Below are 17,342 nucleotides of genomic sequence, written 5' to 3' on the forward strand. Positions count from 1 at the left end.
GGCCGGGCCGGGGTCAGCTCTTCCGTGTGGACGACGACGTCGAACCAGCTCACGAGTGACCCGCCCGGCAGGTGGTGGGATGCGTCGTCCCGGGGGTCGTAGGAACGGAGTCGCCGAGCGCGAGCCCGGTGACGCCCGCGGCGCTGTCCGCCTTCATCATCTCAACGTGCCGCGTAGCCGCCGTCGACCAGGTGGTAGCTGCCGTTGATGAACGAGGCGCGGTCCGAGAGCAGGAACAGCGTGAGCTCGGCGACCTCGTCGGCGGTGCCGAGGCGGCCCTGCGGGTGGAGGGCGATGAGCGCGCGGTGCTGGGCCTCGTCGCCCTTGAGCAGCGGGGTGTCGATGAAGCCGGGTGCGACGGCGTTGACGCGGACGCCCCTGGCCGCGTACTCGACGGCCGCGGTCTTGGTCAGGCCGACGACCGCGTGCTTGGCGGCGGAGTACGCGGCGGAACCCGCGAAGCCGTTCGTGCCGAGGATCGACGACATGTTGACGACGGCGCCGCCGCCCGCGGCGAGGAGGTGCGGCAGCTCGTACCGGAGCGAGTAGAAGACGCCGTTGAGGTTGGTGTCGATGACGCGCTGCCAGTTCTCGACCCCGTACTCGCCCGTCGGAGCGGAGGCGCCCGCGATCCCGGCGTTGTTCACGGCCAGGTGCAGGCCGCCGAAGGTCTCGACGGTGAAGTCGACGGCGTGGCGCACCGACTCGGGGTCGGTGACGTCGACGCGCACGGCAGCGGCCCGGCCGCCCGCCTCGGTGAGCGTGCGGGCGACGTCGTGGGCGCCCTGTTCGTTGTAGTCGGCGACGACGACGGCCGCTCCCGCGGCGGCGAGGCGGCGGGCGACCTCGAGGCCGATGCCGGAGGCGGCGCCGGTGACGAGGGCGGTCTTCCCCGCGAACTCCGCGGCCGGTGCCGCGTCCGTCCGGGGTGCCGCGGTGGTGCTGGGAGTGCTGGTGCTCATGGTGGTGCCTGGTTTCACATAGTGGTGGTTCGGGGTGCGGGCTCGTCGGCCAGGGCCGCGAACGCCGCGTCGATGAGCTGCGGCAGGGGGCCGTTCTCGCCGGGGGCGATCCAGAACCGCACGGCGGTGCCGAACGCCCCGACCGCAAGCGAGACGGCAAGGGCCGGGCGCAGGTCGCGCTCGGCGTCGAGCCCGAGCCGGTGCGCGACGATCGCCACCGACTCGGCCTTGGCCTCGTCCTGGACCCGCAGATAGGCGGGCAGCAGCGACGGCTCCTCGTGGAGCAGTTGCAGCAGGTCGCCGGAGCGGGGCAGGCGGTGCCAGGCGGTCGGCTCGTCGTCCAGCCAGCTCCGGAGCGCCCGGTAGTAGGCCGTGAGGGGGTTCTCCCCCGCGGGGCGGGCGGCGAGCGCCGCGTTGATCAGTGCGTAGTCGACGCGCAGGGCGTCGACCACGGCGTCCTCCTTCCCCGTGAAGTACCGGGAGAAGGTGCGGCGGGAGACGTCGGCGCGGTCGCTGATCGTCTCGACGGTGACCTGGTCGAGGCCGTGGGCGAGGACCAGGTCCACGGCGGCGTTCGCCATGGTGGCCCGGCTCTCCTGGACCTTGCGGGTCCTGCGGCCCTGTGTGCTGCTCATGCTTCGACCGTACTCCTCCAAGTGTCTCAGTGGGACACTTGTCCCGACGAGACAGACGTGAGACGCGCCACCGGGCGGGCTTCGGCGTATTCGCGCTCCTGCTCACGGACGGCCGCTCGTGCCATCGTGAAGAGGGCCAGGGTTGGTCCGGACCAATTGAGGAGCGTGTACATGCGCGGCACAACGGTCTTACCGGGTGAGGGGAACAACGGAGAGCCGGGCGAGGACGGCATGCCGATGCACCGGCTGCAGGTCCCCATGCCCAATGCCCTGCCGTTCGCCATCGGCACGTTCGACACCATCGGTCCCATGTCGCGCGCCCCGTTCCCGCACCGGCACACCTTCCACGAGATCGTCCATGTCACCGGTGGCACCGGACGGCACGTCGTCGACCTGAACCGCTTCCCGCTGCGGCCGCCGAACCTGTGCTTCATAGCCCCCGGACAGGTCCACCACTGGGAGAACGTGACCGGCCTTGAGGGCCGGGTCATCCTCTTCACCGACGACTTCCTCGTGGACCACTCCGCCGACCGGCACGTCCTGCGGACCCTCTCCCGGCGCTCCTGGCTCGACCTGCCCGAGGAGGCGGCCGAGGAGACCGCGCGCCTGGTCGCTGAGCTCGACGGCGAGTACCGGGCGGGGGGCGCGGGGTTCCAGAGCGTCCTGCGGGCGCTGCTGCACGTCCTGGTGGTCCGGGCGGCGCGGCTTCCCGCGCCCCGGTCACCGGTGGAACCACCCGCGCCACCACCTCCCGAGCCCCCGTCCCACTCGCGCCCCGGCTCGGTGGCCGCGGACTTCTCGGCGCTGCTCGGGGCGCCCGAGGGGGCCCTGCACTCCGTGCGGTCCTGCGCGGACGACCTGGGTGTCTCGGTGAGCTACCTCAGCGAGGTGGTGAAGGCCGCCACCGGCCGCACGCCCGGCGAGCTGATCCGGCAGACCCGGGTGCACGAGGCCAAACGGCTGCTGCTTCGCACCGAGTTGTCGGTCCGTCAGGTCGCGGGGCGGGTCGGCTTCAAGGACCCGGCCTACTTCTGCCGCTTCTTCCGCCGCGAGACCGGTGCGAGCCCCGGGGACTTCCGGCGCGGCGGTGGCGATATTCACCACGACCACCGGCTCGAGTCCATCGCCGCGCCCTCCTCCCGCGCATAGCTTCATAGCCGATCCGGAACCCACCCACCCCCTCAGGCTCAGGAGGAGCGATGGACCAAGAGACCGGCAGCCCCACCGGAGACGGCATACCCGGCGCGGACGGCACCCCGGGCACGGGCAGCGACCCAGGTTCACCCGTCAACGGCAGCAAGGGCCCAAGCCGCAAGACCGTCCTGCGTGCCGCGGCCGCGCTGGGCATGGCCGTACCGGTGTCCCTGATGGGCGTCCCCGCGCTGGCCCGGACGGCCGCCGAACGCGGCGAGGCGCCCGAGATGACGCCGACCTGCGACGACGGTGACGACCCGACCATTCCGCAGATGGAAGGGCCCTACTTCAAGCCCAACTCCCCGCAGCGCACCTCGCTCGTCCAGCCCGGCACCCCGGGCGTGCGCCTCACCGTCACCGGTTACGTCTTCGGGCGCGCCTGCAAGCCGATCCCCCGGGCCCTGCTGGACTTCTGGCAGGCCGACACGTACGGAACGTACGACAACGCGGGGTACCGCTTCCGCGGACACCAGTTCACGGACGCGAACGGCGCGTTCAAGCTCACCACGATCGTGCCCGGCCTCTACCCGGGGCGCACCCGGCACCTGCACGTCAAGGTGCAGGCCCCGGGGCGTCCGATCCTCACGACGCAGCTGTACTTCCCCGGCGAGCCGCGCAACAACACGGACTCGATCTTCGACCCCCGCCTCCTCATGAACGTACGTGCCGTCGGAAACGGGAAGGAGGCCGACTTCGACTTCGTGCTGAACGTGCCGCAGTGATCCCCGCGGGGTCGCCGTACGACCCTGGACGGCCGTCGCCGGTCAACTGACCGGTCCCGACCGTCCGAGGAACAAGGGCCCGGTCACCCGCACCGTAACCCCGGCGGCGCCCCTCGGCTTCATGGACAAGTCGCAGTGGTGGAGCTACGAGAGCGAGGAGCGGCCCGACGGACCGGTGCCGGTGGGGGCGCCGGGATCCGTCCGGCCGTGAGCGGGGTCGGCTCAAGCGGCCGGGCGGATCAGCTCCCAGGTGTCGACCGCGTGGTCGAGGGTCATGCCGTGCCGTTCGTACAGGCCGAGTGCGCCGCTGCTGTTGTCGGTGTCGACGCCGAGGCCGATGCGGTCGCGGCCCAGCGCGGCGAAGTGCCCGAAGGCGTGGCGCAGGAGGTGGCTGCCGAGGCCTCGCCCGCGGGCGTCGGCCAGGACGCCGAGGTTGCCTATCCAGCCCGACGAGGGGCGGTTGTTGTGGGTGCGCAGCACGGCGGCGTCGCCGACTCCTTCGACGTGGGCGACCCAGATGAGTGACCAGTCGACCTGCTCGGCGTCGATGTCGTCGAGCCACTGCTCGTAGGTGCGCGGCTGGTGGTCGAAGTGGTCCGTGAAGGACTCCTGGAGCAGGGCGTGGGCGCGCCTGCGGTCCTCCTCTGCGAGGCAGGGGCGCAGGACCACTCCGGGCGGCGGCTTGGGCAACAGGTCCGCCCCCGCGTCGACCTGACGGGTCATCACGTTGTAGCGCCGGACGGTGCGCCACCCTCGCTCATGGAGGTGTTGCGGGTCCGTGGTGGGCTCGGTGTTGAGGTGCAGGTGCACCACGGCGCGCGGCGCGCCGTTGGCCGCGGCCCGCTCCGCGGCGCGGTTCTCCAGCAGGTCGAGGAGGTGCAGGGAGCCTTCGGTCCTGCCGGGCAGGACATAGTGGTCGACGTCGATGCGCTCGCCGCCGGACTCGTCCCACAGCAGCGCGTACCCCACGAGCAGGTCGCCGTCGAAGAGCAGCCAGGAGTCCTGCGCCAGGTCCACCTCGGGGTGCTTCAGATCGGCGCGGACATCGGAGATATCAGTCTCGGCACGGCCTGTCTCCAGCAGGTCGACTTCATTGAGCAGCTCGCACACCGCTGCCGCGTCGTCGAGCGTCGCCGACCGGACGGTCAGGCCGGGGGGCGGCTTCAGGGACGTGGTCATGGTTCCACTGTCCGGGGGCGGGGGCCCCGCTCGCAACGGACTTTCCGCGCCGCCGGGCTACCGCGCCGACGGCCGCTCCCCCGGCTCCCGGTCCCGCAGCGTGCAGACGCCCGTGAAGACGGTCGCGAGGTGGTCGGCGGGCGCGGCGAGGGCCGCGGCGGGGCCGCCACGGCCGCGGGCTTCCTGCTCCTCGCCGTCCTTGCCGTGTGGGTGCTCCCCGGCAGGTCACGGGCGTGGATCTGGCGCGGATCCTGCTGTTCGTGCCGGACGTGGGGCGGGCGCTCGTCGCGGTCGGTGTGCTCGCCGCCGCGCTGGCACTGGTCCGCGACGCCCGCACCGTCCGGGCGTTGCGTGCGCGTCGGACCCCGGCGTCGGTCACTCGTACGGACCGGACGCCCGATGCAGGTCGGGTCGGTCCAGGCGGCCGACCAGCATTTCGTACGAGCGGCGAACGACCTGACAGGCGCGGCGTGTTGCGCCGGAGTACATCGGGTCGGCCGTCAGGCCCGCCCAGTGGGTGAGGCGCTCGCGGGCGCGCGCGGCGGTCTCCGTGTCGTGGGCGTCCGCGGGCAGGCCGAGCAGTTCGTGCGGGGCGTGGCCGTACTCGCCGGTGATCCGCAGCAGGTCGGCGGCTTCGGGCGGGTCCAGGGCGACGGCGCCGCTGTAGTGGCCGCGCAGCACGGCGAGTTCGGCGAAGGCGTGCTCCGCGTGTTCCAGGCGGGTGACCGCCGCGGCGGCCCGCTGCAGCGTCGCGCGGGCCCGGGGCGCCTCGCCGCCGAGGTCCGGCAGTGACTTCAAGTGCGTGACGGCGCGGGCCAGTTTGACCAGTTCGGCGCGGTGCCCGAAGTGGTCGGCGAGGAGGGTGCGGAAGTCCGCCATGCCGCTGGCGCGGTACAGCTCGGCCCGCAGCACCTCGCGGGTGTCGACGCCCTCGCGGATGAGCCGGGCCGCCAGCACGATGCCGTAGCCGCCGAACCGGGTGTGGAGCGCGCGGCGCCTGGCCGCCGGGACCGGCACGTCCGGCATGTCACCCCCGGCGAACTCCGCCCCGAAGTACACCCGGTCCTCAAGATCCTGCGGTGACAGCCCGGCCAGCGCCACGAGGTCGGCGAAGTCGTCGTCGGTGCAGCTGCCCGCGGCCGCGCCGACCAGGCTCGCCAGCGGGCACAGGTCGTACAGGAGCCGCCGGGCTCCCGCCGCGCCCATCAGGCGCCCGGCCACCCGGCGGCCCTCGGCGAGCGGGTCGTCGTGCGCGGGCCAGAACAGCTCCACCTTGGTGAGCGCGCCGACCGTGGTGACGGGCCCGGCGCCCGAGACGTCCGAGCCCGTGAAGTCCCGCAGCAGCTCCTCCTCCGACGAGGCGAGGCCGCGCGCGAAGACGAGCACGAGCGCGTCCGCCTTGGCGGCCTGCCCCAGCGTCGCCGCCCGCACGTCGCCCTCGTCCAGGGCGAGGAACCGCAGCGTGTTCGCGGAGTCCTCGCCGAAGTGCGAGTCGAGGCCCGGGGTGTCCACCAGGTCGAAGGCGCGCAGATAGGGGTGCGGGTCGGTGATCTCCAAGTAGTCGATGCGGCGCAGCAGTTCGGCGAGTTCGGGGGTGTGCCGTGCGCGTACGGTCAGCTTCTCCAGTTCGTCGATGTCGCGGCGCTCCGGCGGCGAGCCGTCGGTGAAGTGCACGGTGAGGGTGCTGGCCGGGCCGTGGCGCAGCCAGTTGACGTTGTACGTCAGCTCCTCGATGCCCGTGGGCACGCGCTCCCCGCCCAGCAGGGCGTTGGCCAGGGTGGACTTGCCCGAGCTGACCCGGCCGACGAGCGCGATCCGCAGCGGTGCCGTGATCCGGGCGCGCTGCTCGGCAAGCAGGGCGCGCGCCTCGTCGAACTCCGCTGCCGCGCCCAGGAGTTCACCGGCGGCCGCGAATGCGGCCGCCGCCCGGTCACGGAGCACCGGAGCCGTCCGCACGGCCGAGGAAGTGGGCGTAGAAGTCGGGTCCGAGCGCCCGGTAGTACGGTTCGAGCCCCGGTTCGAGCAGCTTGCGCAGCAGGGCGGAGAACCGGGTCCGGCGCTCGAAGGGGGTGTGCGCGGCGAGGCTGTCGCACAGGTCGTCGTAGAGCGCGAGGAGTTCCTCCCGGGCGGCGCGGTAGTCGCCGACGGTCCCTTCGACCGCCTCGTGCGGGAAGATCCCCACCGGTTCCGCGCCGGCCGGCAGGGGCCAGGGCCGGGTGAGACGCAGGTCGACGTACTCCATGGGGCGTCCGGTGGTGCGGTCCAGGGTGACCGTCGCGAACGGCGGGAACAGTTCGGCGCCGCCGCCGCTCAGCGGGCGCATGCCGAAGAGCGGCAGCCGCAGACAGACGCGGGTGGCACCGGAGCCGGAGGCCAGCCGCAGCGGCACCGGCCAGCCGATGCCGCACTCCATGGGGGCGAGCTGCCGGAACAGCGGCATGCGGCGCAGCCGTTCGAGGAGCTCCGCGGCGGGGACGGGGGTGGGCGTGGGGGCGCCGGGCCGCGCCGGGGCCTTGGCCGCATCAGACATCGCCGCTCCCTCCCGCGGTGACCGTGAACCGGCCCGAGTCCTCCCAGGCGGAGAGGAAGTCCGCCTCGGGCACTTCGAGGCCCGCGCCGTCCGGTCGGCCGGGATCGTTCAGGATCACCTGCGGGTCGTCGGGGTCACTGCGGTCGAAGCCGATGACCTGGACGACGTGGTCGGCGCCCTGGCCGGGGATGCCCGACGCGTCGGCGAGCGCCTCGCTGTCCGGGGCGTCGGGCAGGATTTCGCTGGAGTCGACGGCGACCAGGACGCCCTCCCCGTCGGACAGGGACGACTCCAGGTCGTCGAGGGTGTCTCCCTGGGTGCGTTCGACGGGCACGTCGTAGTGCTCCAGGAGGTTGCCGACGTCCTCGATGGGCGTGCCGCCGCCCGGCCGGTACCAGTCGTTGGCCTCGGCGACGGCGACCAGTTCCTCCTCGGTGTGGTCGGTACCGGTGAACCGGTCGATGAGGAACTCCTGGCCCGCGATGGCACACGTGTCGGGGGCCTCCTGCTCGTGCCACAGGTCGATGTCGTCCTGGCTGGCGTCCAGGTCCGCGTCGGCGGTGTCGGCGTCCGTATCCGTGTCGGCGTCCGTATCCGTGTCGGTGTCGGTGTCGGTGTCCAGGTCCGCATCCGGGCCGAGGTCCGCATCCGGATCCGGATCCGGATCCGGATCCAGGGTCGGATCCGTCTCCAGGTACGGGTCCAGGGTTGGATCCGTCTCCAGGTCCGGATCCTGGAGCAGGGGATCCTCGAAGGCACTGCTCTCCTCGGTCCCGGGTTCCAGATCGTCGTACGAGTCCTCGAAGCTCATGCGTCCGCCCACCCACCGTCGTCGTTGCCCTGCCCGCCCTCAGGAGCGGGCGCCTTCTTCTCCGCGGGACCGGCCTTCGGTTCCGCGCGCTTCGACTCCGCGCGCTTCGGTTCGGCACGCTGCTGCCTCGCGCGCCCCAGCGCCGCTGCCTCCGCCTTCAGGGACTCGGCCTTCTTGCGTACGTCGAGGAGGGGCGCCCGCCGCTGCCGCAGCCCCGTGGTGCGCTCGGCCGCCTGGGCGCGGGTCGCCGCCCGCGCGTCGCCGATCCGGGCCAGGGACGCGCTGACGCTCTCGTGTTCCTGGCGGATCCGGCTGTCCAGCTCCGCCATGACGGCGGCGATCAGTTCGTCGGTCATCTCGGCGACGGCGTCCTCGACGTGCCGCTGCTGGGTCTGGCGTAGCGGCGCCAACTCGGTCTGCAGGCTGTGGCGTTGCTGTTTCCGGTCGGAGTGCCGCGAGGTGCGGACGGCGCTGGCGAGGCTGATGCCCGCGCCGACCAGCGCCCCGATGGCGGCGCCGATCACGCTGCCGGGTCCGGGTCCCGCGAAGCTGCCGATCACGAAGCCCATGCCCGCACCCATCGACGTACCGAAGGACGTCTCACGGACGGCCCGCATCCCGCCTCCCGGGGCGCGCTCGTCGCCGAGGCGGCCCGTCACCTTCAGGGAGGGGACCGGCGGGTCGGGCAGCGTGCCGACCTTCTGCTCGGCGAGGTCGAGGCCGTGCACGGCGCTGAACTCGCGCAGGATCCGCGCCGACCTGCGGTTCGCCAGGGTGTTGAGGCCCGCGACGACGGCCCCGGCGTGCGTGGAGAGCTGTCCGACGAGGCGTTCGGGAGCGGCGAGGAAAATGTCCCGGTAGAGGTAGTCGGTCTGGAAGGTGTTCCACACCGTGTCGATGCCTTCGCGGCCCTCGCTGCGCAGCTTGCGGCCGAGCGCGGCGAACTGCCGCCGCAGCTCCGCCCGCCAGCCCGCCTCCCCCTTCCCGAGCCCCGCGAGACGCGCCTTCTGCAGCTCCAACTCGCCTTCGAGACGCGCGAGTTCACTCTCCGTCTGCTGCGTGAGCACTTCGAGCTCGGTCTCCACGGGCCGCAGCAGGGCGAGCGCCGCCGCGTCGAGGTCGGCGAGGGCGCCGCCGAGCAGGAGCTTCGCGCGGCGGCGTTCCAGCGCCTGCCACAACAGGGCTTCCAGGGCGGGGAAGTTGCTGAGGGCGAGATGGCGTTCGCTGCCGGTTGCGAGGTGGCGCTGCTTGGCCAGGTTCGAGACGGCCACGAGCGGCAGCTCATCGGGGCGGCGCCCGGTGGCCTCGGCGAGCTTGGCGACGGTGTTCTCGCGGATGCCCGCGGTGTCGGTGGGCACGTCCGTCTTGGTGAGGACGAAGACGATGCCGTCGACGTCGTCGGTGACCTTGGCGGCCCCGGCCGCCTGGCGCAGGAAGACCAGCTCGCTCTCGGTCAGCGGCTGGGTGGCGTCGGCGACGAAGAGGAGGGCGTCCGCGCTCGGCAGGAAGGCGGCGGTCACGGCGGTGTGCTCGCGGTAGACGCCTCCCACCCCGGGTGTGTCCAGGACGGTCACGCCGGACGCAAGGCGCGGGTTGGGAGTCTCGATCTCCACCAGGCGGGCGCGGCGCACGTTGTGGGGGTTGCCGCCCTCGGTGGCGTAGTCCGCGATCTCCGAGCGGTCGATGGCGCGATGTTCCAGCTCCGCGCCGGGCCCGTCCTGTTCCGCGCCGTCCAGCAGCACGGTGATCCGCTCCGTCTCGCCGTACCGCACGGTCGTCACGAGTCGGGTGGCGTACGTCGTGTCCACCGGGAAGAGGTCGGGATCCTCCAGCAGCGCGCCCAGCAGGCTGGACTTGCCGCGCTTGAACTCGCCGCAGACGACCACGGTGAGGCGGCCCTCGGTCAGCCGCTCGCGGGCCGCGCCGACACGCCGCGCGCTCTCCTCGGCCCCCTGCTCCGCCGCGGCCTTCGCCAACCCCCCGAACAGGCCGAGGACTTCGCTCCGCAGCGCCTCGTACGTACGCATGCTCTCCCCCTTCGTACGAATGCTCCTGGTCGGCGGTCAGGACGCCTGGTCCTCCTGGGTGAGGGCCCAGACCCGCGCCGTGCCGTCCTGGCAGGAGGTGGCGAGTCGGCGGCCGTCGCCGCTGAGGGACGCGCCGGTCAGCGCCTCGGGATGTGCGATCTCGCACAGCAGCCGGTCCGTGTCGACGGCCCTGACCTGCGCCGACCACAGGGCGGGAGCGACCGCGAGCAGGCTCCCGTCCGAGCTGAGCGAGACCGAGTTCACCGCGGCTACGTGGTCCTGGGCCAGGAGGCAGTACCGGCGCGGCAGGTCCCACACGTGGACGCGGCCGCTCTGCACCCCGACGGCCAGCCGTTCGCCGTCCGCGCTCAGGGACACCCCGTTCACGGCGCCCTCGTACGGGATCGACCACGTCTCCGTGGCGTCCGGCACCGACCAGACATGACAGGTGCCGTCGCGGTCCCCCGTGGCAAGCACGCTGCCGTCGGCGCTCAGGGCGAGGGCGAGCACCCAGCTCTCGTGGCGCAGGCTCGCGATGCGGCGGCGGGCCCGTACGTCCCAGACGTGGGCGACCGCGTCGTCGGAGCCCGAGGCGAACCACCGCCCGTCCTCGGTCACCGCCACGGCCCGCACCCAGTCGCCGTGGGTGGAGACCAGGACGGAGTCGGAGTGCCTGCTCAGCCGGGCGTCCGGGGCCCGGGCGCCCGAGGCCAGCAGGCTGCCACCGTCACCCACGGCCACGGTCAGCACGGGCTCGGGGTGCCGGACGGTCGTGAGGGTCCGTCCGGTGGCCATCTCCAGCACGCGTGCCGTGCCGTCGGACGCCCCGGTGGCCAGCCAATCCCCGTCCGTGCTGAGCGACGGCGGGACGACCTCGCTGTCCTTGGCGTGCCGGACCGTGCGCAGCAGCCAGCCGTCGGAGAGCCACGCGGTCGCGCCGTCGCGCTCCGGAACCTCCTGGGTCTCCGGGGCCGGGGCGCCCACCGTGACCAGCCAGTCCCCCGACACGACGGTCTGGCCCACCGCCGCGTGCTGGGCGACGATCCGGCCGGGGCGGCCCTCGGCGCGCAGCTCCCACAGGCTGCCGTCGGACGGCCGGGCCAGGGCGAGCGCCTCACCCGCCTCGTAGTCGGCGCCCGGCGCCTGGAGCCACTGCACGAGCTCCACCGTGCCTTCGGCGAACTGCCAGCTCAGCGGGCGCTCGCCGCGCGGGTGGTGCGCCGGGACGAGGTGGCGCTCACGGGCGTACGAAGCCCATCTCGCCGCGCCCTGCGCCACGGCGAGCTCGGGGTCCTCGACGGAGCGCAGCGGGCGGCCGAGCGCCTGCTGGACGAGGTCGGCGATGGCGGGCATGCGGGTGGTCCCGCCGACCAGGAGCACGGCGTCGACCTGTTCCACCGTCAGTTCCGCCGCGGTGAGCAGGTTCCGGCAGCAGTCGATGGTGCGGGCCAGGAGGGGTTCGACGATCTTGACGAAGCGTTTGCGGTCGAGTTCTACGACGACGTCGGTCGAGCCGAAGATGTCCTCGACGTAACTGTCCGCGCTCAGCTGGTGTTTGAGGCCGCGGGCGAAGTCGCCCAGTTCCAGGGCGTTCCTGCGGGCCGCCGTGCGCGCGCCCGCCGTCTCGGCGGCCGGACGCAGCGCGGCCGCCATCGCCTCGCCTCCGCGCCTGCGGATCTCGGCGAGCAGCAGCGCGTCGATGTCGCTGCCGCCGCAGTCCTCAAGAGCGTCGTGCCCGAGGACCTCGTGGCTGCCGCCTGCGCGCAGCCGCACGAGCGCGGCGTCGAAGGTGCCGCCGCCGAAGTCGTAGACGAGGACGGTCTGTCCGGGGCCGACGGGCTTGCCCGCCACGGGTGCGTACGCGGCGGCCGCCGGTTCGGCGAGGAGTTCGACGGCGCCGAAGCCCGCCACCCGGCCCGCCTCCAGCATCACCTGCCGCCGCGGGTCCGCGGGTCCGTACGCGGCGGGGACGGTGAGCACGGCCCGGTCCACCGGCCCGCCGAGCAGCCGCTCCGCCTCGTCGCGAAAGGCCGCGAGCACCCGGGCCACGAGGTCGCCCGGCGCGAAGGACCGCTCGCCGAGCGGGATCGGCGCGTCCTGCCCGATGTCCCGCTTGAACTCGCTGCGGTAGAGCTCGGGGCGCACCTTCTTGCGGTGTTCGGCCGGGGTCCCGATCAGCAGGGTGTCGTCCCGCAGGCAGACCGCCGAGGGCCAGGCCCACGAGCCGGTGGCGCGCTCCTTCAGGAGCCGGGTCCCCGTGTCGGTCAGCAGCGCGGCCGAGGACGCCGACGTCCCGAAGTCGATGGCCAGGACGGGCTGTTCCATGGTCGTCTCCCCGTTTTCCGTCACTCATGGCTCCCCGTGCCGTCGCCGTCCGCCGGTCCGCCGCGCGCCACGGGTGTCCCCCGCGCGCGTCGCGGCCGCCACCATCCGCACCCAGTCGGCAGCTCCGCACGCGTCGTCGGGGACGTCCCCGATGGCCGCGGAGAGCCTGCGCAGCAGCGGGGCGGGACCGGCCCGCTCCGGGTCGACGTCGGGGTAGACCGACATGTCGGCCCACTCCTCACCTCTCACGTCGGGCCTCCCCGCGCTCCACCGCACCCTCGTCGGGATCCGGGCCCAGCAGGACGAGCAGCGCCTGACGCGCCCGGGAGATGCGGCTCTTGACGGTGTTCAGCGGGATGCCGAGGATCTCGCCGACCTCCGCGTAGCTGCACTGCAGGCACTCGCGCAGCACGATCGCCGCGCGGTACTCCGGGGGCGCCCGGTCCAGGGCGGCCTGCACCGAGAGCATCGTCACGACGCGTTCCGCGACGGCGGGCACGTCGTACGTCTCGTCCGGCATGTCGAGGCCCGCGGGCCTGGGCCGCGCGGCACGCCGCTCCACCTCGGCGAGCGCGGCGTTGACCGTGATCCGGTACAGCCAGGTGGAGAAGCGCGCGGTGCCGTGGAAGCCCACCAGGCCGCGCCAGGTGCGCGTGAGCGTCTCCTGCGCCGCGTCGGCCGCGTCCTCCGGGTTGCCGGTGACACGCAGGCAGACGGCGTACACCTTGGCCCGGTGGCGTGCGGCGAGCTCGGCGAACGCCTCGCGGTCCCCGGCCCTGCAGCGGGCCACCAGCTCGGTGTCCGGAACCCGTTCCGCCGTGCCGTGCGCCCATTGTGCCGTGCCGTGCGTCAGATCCACGACGCATCACCCGCCCCCGAGAGCGGCCGCGCGAGCCAGTTCCTGCGGAGCGCGGCCGGTTCCCACCGTAGGACCACTCCCGTGTCCGCCCCGATCGCTCGGGCCCGACCGGCGCGCAAGTGGTCCCGTCGCAGTAGGCGGCGCCCGGGGCTTGCGCGTAGGCCGACCGGTACACCGGCGGGGTCCGGGAACTTTCCGGGGTCCGCGGCGATCCGAGGACGGCAGCGTCCGCTGCCGCCCACCGAGGAGGACCGACCCGTGACCGAACCGGCCGCCATCGTCGTCATCGGCTTCGACCTGGGGCACGGCGAGACCGCCCTCGCCGTCGCCCGCGCGGACCTCGCCGTGCCGCCCGAGGTGCTCGACCTGCCGGGCAGCCGGGGCCGACGGCACGTCTCCGCGGTGCTCGACCACCCCTCGCGCGGCGTCCTCGTCGGGGAGAGCGCGGTCGCGGCCCGCGACGGCAGCCCGTACCTCGACTTCAGGAGCCCGGAGCTGGGGCTGCCCGAAGTGGTCGCGCCCCTGCGGCTGTTCGTGTCGCGGATCGCCGAGGACGTCCTCGAAGCGACGCCACCGCGCCCGGGGCAGGAGCTGCGGTGGGTGTTCGGCACTCCTTCCGGCTGGCCGCAGGAGGCTCGCGCGCAGTACGCCGGGATACTGGCGGAGCTCTGCCCCGGCTCCGTGGAGATCGTCCCCGAGTCACGGGCGGCGCTGCTGTACGCCCGTGAGTCCGCGCACCGGGGGAGCGGCCCGGTCCTGATCGTGGACAACGGAGCGTCGACACAGGACTTCACCTACGTCTCGGAGCACGGCGGCCACCCCGTCGACCACGCCTCCATCAGGCTCGGCGCCGCGCTGATCGAGAAGGAGATCTACCACCGCCTCGTGCTCCGCAGCCCGCAGCGGCGCCTCCTGGAGAAGATCCTCGTGGTCTCCCCCGCCCAGGCACGCCACCTCGAACTCCTGTGCCGCAAAGCCAAAGAGGAGTTCTTCCGCGCGGACCAGCAGCGCCTGGCGGCGAACCCGAAGGAGCGCATCGGGGTGATGGACACCGTCGAGGCGGACGACGGCGAGGAGGTCATGGTCGACATCCGCCTCTCGTACGCGGACATGCGGGAGGTCCTCGACTCCCCGCGCACGGAGCTCGGCGGGCTGTCCTGGCGGGACGCCTTCCGGCAGAACCTGGCCTCGGCCCTCGGCAGCCTGCCGGGCCCCGCCGCTCTGGTGCTCCTGACCGGCGGCCCCTCGCGCATGGGCTTCCTGCGCGAGATCGCCCGTGAGCTCGTCGGCGATCCGGACCGGGTGGTCATCGGCGGCGAGCCGGAGTTCGCCGTCGCCCGGGGACTGGCCCTGGCGGGCCGCGCCTCGGTGCGCACCGCGGGGTTCCGTGGGGGGATCGCGGAGCTGCTGCGCGGCGAGGCGGTCGAGGAGACCGCGCGGGAGCGCCTGCCCGAGCTCGCGCTGGCGCTGGGCTCAGCGGTGGCCGACGGGATGACGGAGCGTCATGTGATTCCGGCCTTCGGCCGCTGGCGCAAGGGCGAGTTCACGACGCTGCAGGACATGGCGGAGCGGGTCGCCGCGGATGTCCACGCGGAGCTCATGGACCCCGCGGACCCACGGCTGAAGCAGGCCGTCGCCGACTGGCAGAACGGCATCGCTCCCGAACTGGAGGGACTGATAGCGCCGTTGGCGGAGCGGTGGCGGCTTCCCGCACATGCCCTGCGGCTCCCCGAGGTCACCGTGACGGGCGCGGGTGAGTTCGCCGTCCGGGCGGACTCGGGCGCGGCGGCCGACAGCGTGGCGAACGTGGCGCGCGTGGTGAACGTCGCCGTCGCGACCGTCGTCACGACGGTGCTCCTCGGCACGGGCACCGCGCTCATCGCCACGACCGGCCCGTTCGCCGCCCTGTGGGGGCTCGCCGCGGGCAAGGGCGAGGCGATGCGCCGGATGCGTACCGCCGACATCCCGATGTGGGTGCGGCGCGCCAAGTCGGAGGCCTCGCTCGCGGCGAAGCTGCGCGGGAAGGCCGCGTCGGCGGAGGCGGAGCTGGCGCAGCAGATGGCGGACCAGTTCCTGACGGAGAGCGGCGACACACTGGCGCACGACGTCTCCGCGGCCGTCGCCGCGGAGTTGACCGCGCTCGCGGACGAAGCCGCGCCCGGGATCTCCTGACCCCGACAGGGCTCAGGCCAGCACCGCCCGCACCGTTTTGCCGCCGCGGTGTGCGCCCACGACCTCCAGGCGACGGGTCAGGTGCCTGACCATCGCCAGGCCGCGCCCGCTCTCCTTGTCCGTGTTGTCCATACTCTGCTTCTGGAACCGGGGGCGCTCGGGACTGGCGTCGGTGACCTCGACGGTCACCCTGCCTCCGGACACCACCACGCGCAGCCTGCAGCCGCCGTCGCCGTGTCGCAGCGCGTTGGACACGAGCTCGGAGACGATCAGTGCGGCGTCGTCCACCCGCTCGGCGTCCACCTCCGTCTTGCGGCGCCGGGACCCCGCGAGAAACCCCGAGGCCAGCTTCCGCGCGCGGCCCGCCGACGCAGGCTCCTGCGGCAGCGCGTACTCCACCCGTTCCGTGGGCCGATGGGCGCGCTGTTGCGCACGCATGGCAGCTCACTCCCCTCCCTGAGACGGACCGGTGTCCACCCGCGAACAACGTCGCCACCGGGGTCGCTCCCCATCCGGTGCGACCTGTCCTGCCCCACGGTGATGCCCTCGCGGGAAGATCCCCAATCCGCCCGTCGCCGCTTCCCGGGCAATGCCTCGCTCGGCCATGCATTGACCTTGACGTCAGCTTCGAACCAGACTGAGCGGTCATCCGATCCGTCCTGCTGGGAAAGGCCGCCCATGATTCCGACGCCCCGCCCCTTCAAGGACTACCAGGACGAGATCTACCTCGACGGTCTGCGCGGCGTCGCCCCCAAGTACCCCATGAAGTACGCGGAATTGGAGGCGCGCGCTCATGCCGCGATGCCTCCCTCGGTCGTCTCGTACGTCGCCGGGGGCGCGGGCGACGAACGCACGCAGGACGCCAACGTCACCGCGTTCGACCGCTGGGGGCTGATCCCGCGCATGTTCGTGGGAGCCGCGGAGCGCGATCTCTCCGTCGACCTGTTCGGCATGACGCTGCCCTCTCCCCTGTTCATGGCGCCCATCGGGGTCCTGGGCATCTGCACGCAGGACGGACACGGTGATCTCGCGACCGCGCGGGCGGCCGCACGGACCGGGGTGCCGATGATCGCCTCCACTCTGTCCGCCGACCCGATGGAGGAGGTCGCCGCCGAGCTCGGCGGGACGCCCGGCCTCTTCCAGCTGTACACGCCGACCGACCGCGCGCTCGCCGAGAGCCTGGTGCGCCGGGCGGAGAAGTCCGGGTTCAAGGCGATCGTCGTCACCATGGACACCTGGATCACCGGGTGGCGCCCGCGCGACCTGGGCACCTCCAACTTCCCCCAGCTGCGCGGGCACTGCCTGGCCAACTACACGAGCGACCCGGTCTTCCGCGCCCAGCTGCCCGCCGAACCCGAGCAGGACATGCAGTCCGCGGTCCTCAAGTGGGTGCAGGTCTTCGGCAATCCGCTCACCTGGGACGACCTGCCGTGGCTGCGCTCCCTGACGTCCCTGCCGCTCATCGTGAAGGGCCTGTGCCACCCCGAGGACGTGCGCCGGGCCAGGGACGGCGGGGTGGACGGCATCTACTGCTCCAACCACGGCGGGCGCCAGGCCAACGGCGGGCTGCCCGCGCTCGACGTGCTGCCCGCGGTCGTCGAGGCCGCCGGCGGGCTGCCGGTCCTCTTCGATTCGGGGGTGCGCAGCGGCGCGGACATCGTCAAGGCCGTCGCCCTCGGCGCGACCGCCGTCGGAGTGGGCCGCCCGTATGCGTACGGGCTCGGCATCGGCGGGGCCGACGGGGTCACGCACGTGCTGCGCTCGCTGCTCGCCGAGGCCGATCTCCTCATGGCCGTCGACGGCTACCCGACCCTCGTGGATCTCACCCCGGAGGCGCTCCAGCACGTGCGGTGACCGTCCGCACCGACGGTTCAGTGGACACTCGTACGTTTCGTGTGAGACATTAGTGTCTCATTCGGAACTGAG

Annotated in this window: 14 protein-coding genes and 1 pseudogene; 4 read left to right on the forward strand and 11 right to left on the reverse strand. The window is 73.1% G+C overall.

Annotated features, from left to right (window positions below; all coding sequences use genetic code 11):
* Positions 1–161: 161 nt before the first annotated feature.
* On the reverse strand, positions 162–962 hold the full coding sequence (locus AC068B_RS33485; protein ID WP_478675299.1) for an SDR family NAD(P)-dependent oxidoreductase: 801 nt from the start codon (positions 960–962) through the stop codon (positions 162–164).
* Positions 963–976: 14 nt separating this feature from the next.
* Complete coding sequence (locus AC068B_RS33490) at positions 977–1,597, reverse strand: acyl-CoA-like ligand-binding transcription factor (protein ID WP_478675300.1); 621 nt, start codon at positions 1,595–1,597, stop codon at positions 977–979.
* 171 nt (positions 1,598–1,768) lie between these two features.
* Here AC068B_RS33490 and AC068B_RS33495 point away from each other — a divergent pair, with 171 nt between their 5' ends.
* Both AC068B_RS33495 and AC068B_RS33500 read left to right on the forward strand, forming a co-directional pair.
* Positions 1,769–2,746 carry a helix-turn-helix transcriptional regulator gene (locus AC068B_RS33495; protein WP_478675301.1) on the forward strand — a complete coding sequence of 326 codons (978 nt, stop codon included), beginning with the start codon at positions 1,769–1,771 and terminating at the stop codon, positions 2,744–2,746.
* Positions 2,747–2,796: 50 nt separating this feature from the next.
* Positions 2,797–3,510, forward strand: a pseudogene (locus AC068B_RS33500) (dioxygenase family protein); the annotation flags it as partial.
* Positions 3,511–3,735: 225 nt separating this feature from the next.
* Here the strand turns inward: AC068B_RS33500 and AC068B_RS33505 are convergent.
* The 8 genes from AC068B_RS33505 to AC068B_RS33540 all read right to left on the reverse strand — a co-directional run bounded on the left by AC068B_RS33505 (position 3,736) and on the right by AC068B_RS33540 (position 13,244).
* A complete protein-coding gene (locus tag AC068B_RS33505; RefSeq protein ID WP_478675302.1) occupies positions 3,736–4,692 on the reverse strand; it encodes a GNAT family N-acetyltransferase in 957 nt (318 codons plus the stop codon).
* Positions 4,693–5,067: 375 nt separating this feature from the next.
* A complete protein-coding gene (locus AC068B_RS33510; protein WP_478675303.1) occupies positions 5,068–6,633 on the reverse strand; it encodes a dynamin family protein in 1,566 nt (521 codons plus the stop codon).
* Entirely contained in the window at positions 6,623–7,222 is a 600-nt protein-coding gene (locus AC068B_RS33515; RefSeq protein WP_478675304.1) for a hypothetical protein, read from the reverse strand. Before AC068B_RS33515 ends, AC068B_RS33510 begins: the two co-directional genes overlap by 11 nt.
* A complete protein-coding gene (locus AC068B_RS33520) occupies positions 7,215–8,033 on the reverse strand; it encodes a C39 family peptidase (RefSeq protein ID WP_478675305.1) in 819 nt (272 codons plus the stop codon). Before AC068B_RS33520 ends, AC068B_RS33515 begins: the two co-directional genes overlap by 8 nt.
* Entirely contained in the window at positions 8,030–10,060 is a 2,031-nt protein-coding gene (locus AC068B_RS33525; RefSeq protein WP_478675306.1) for a dynamin family protein, read from the reverse strand. Before AC068B_RS33525 ends, AC068B_RS33520 begins: the two co-directional genes overlap by 4 nt.
* A gap of 36 nt (positions 10,061–10,096) precedes the next feature.
* Positions 10,097–12,385, reverse strand: coding sequence for an Hsp70 family protein (locus AC068B_RS33530; protein ID WP_478675307.1), 2,289 nt, complete (start codon positions 12,383–12,385; stop codon positions 10,097–10,099).
* Positions 12,386–12,409: 24 nt separating this feature from the next.
* Positions 12,410–12,610 carry a hypothetical protein gene (locus AC068B_RS33535; protein WP_478675308.1) on the reverse strand — a complete coding sequence of 67 codons (201 nt, stop codon included), beginning with the start codon at positions 12,608–12,610 and terminating at the stop codon, positions 12,410–12,412.
* A 13-nt stretch (positions 12,611–12,623) separates the two neighbouring features.
* Positions 12,624–13,244 (reverse strand): RNA polymerase sigma factor, encoded by a 621-nt coding sequence (locus tag AC068B_RS33540; RefSeq protein ID WP_478675309.1) that lies wholly within the window; start codon positions 13,242–13,244, stop codon positions 12,624–12,626.
* A gap of 258 nt (positions 13,245–13,502) precedes the next feature.
* On the opposite strand from AC068B_RS33540, the gene AC068B_RS33545 reads away from it, so the two are divergent.
* Positions 13,503–15,416 (forward strand): Hsp70 family protein, encoded by a 1,914-nt coding sequence (locus tag AC068B_RS33545; protein ID WP_478675310.1) that lies wholly within the window; start codon positions 13,503–13,505, stop codon positions 15,414–15,416.
* A gap of 12 nt (positions 15,417–15,428) precedes the next feature.
* On the opposite strand, the gene AC068B_RS33550 is transcribed toward AC068B_RS33545, so the two are convergent.
* Positions 15,429–15,854, reverse strand: coding sequence for an ATP-binding protein (locus AC068B_RS33550; protein ID WP_478675311.1), 426 nt, complete (start codon positions 15,852–15,854; stop codon positions 15,429–15,431).
* Positions 15,855–16,094: 240 nt separating this feature from the next.
* Here AC068B_RS33550 and AC068B_RS33555 point away from each other — a divergent pair, with 240 nt between their 5' ends.
* Positions 16,095–17,270, forward strand: coding sequence for an alpha-hydroxy-acid oxidizing protein (locus AC068B_RS33555; RefSeq protein ID WP_478675312.1), 1,176 nt, complete (start codon positions 16,095–16,097; stop codon positions 17,268–17,270).
* The last annotated feature ends 72 nt before the right edge of the window (positions 17,271–17,342 follow it).

Source organism: Streptomyces sp. NPDC042371 (assembly GCF_056437465.1).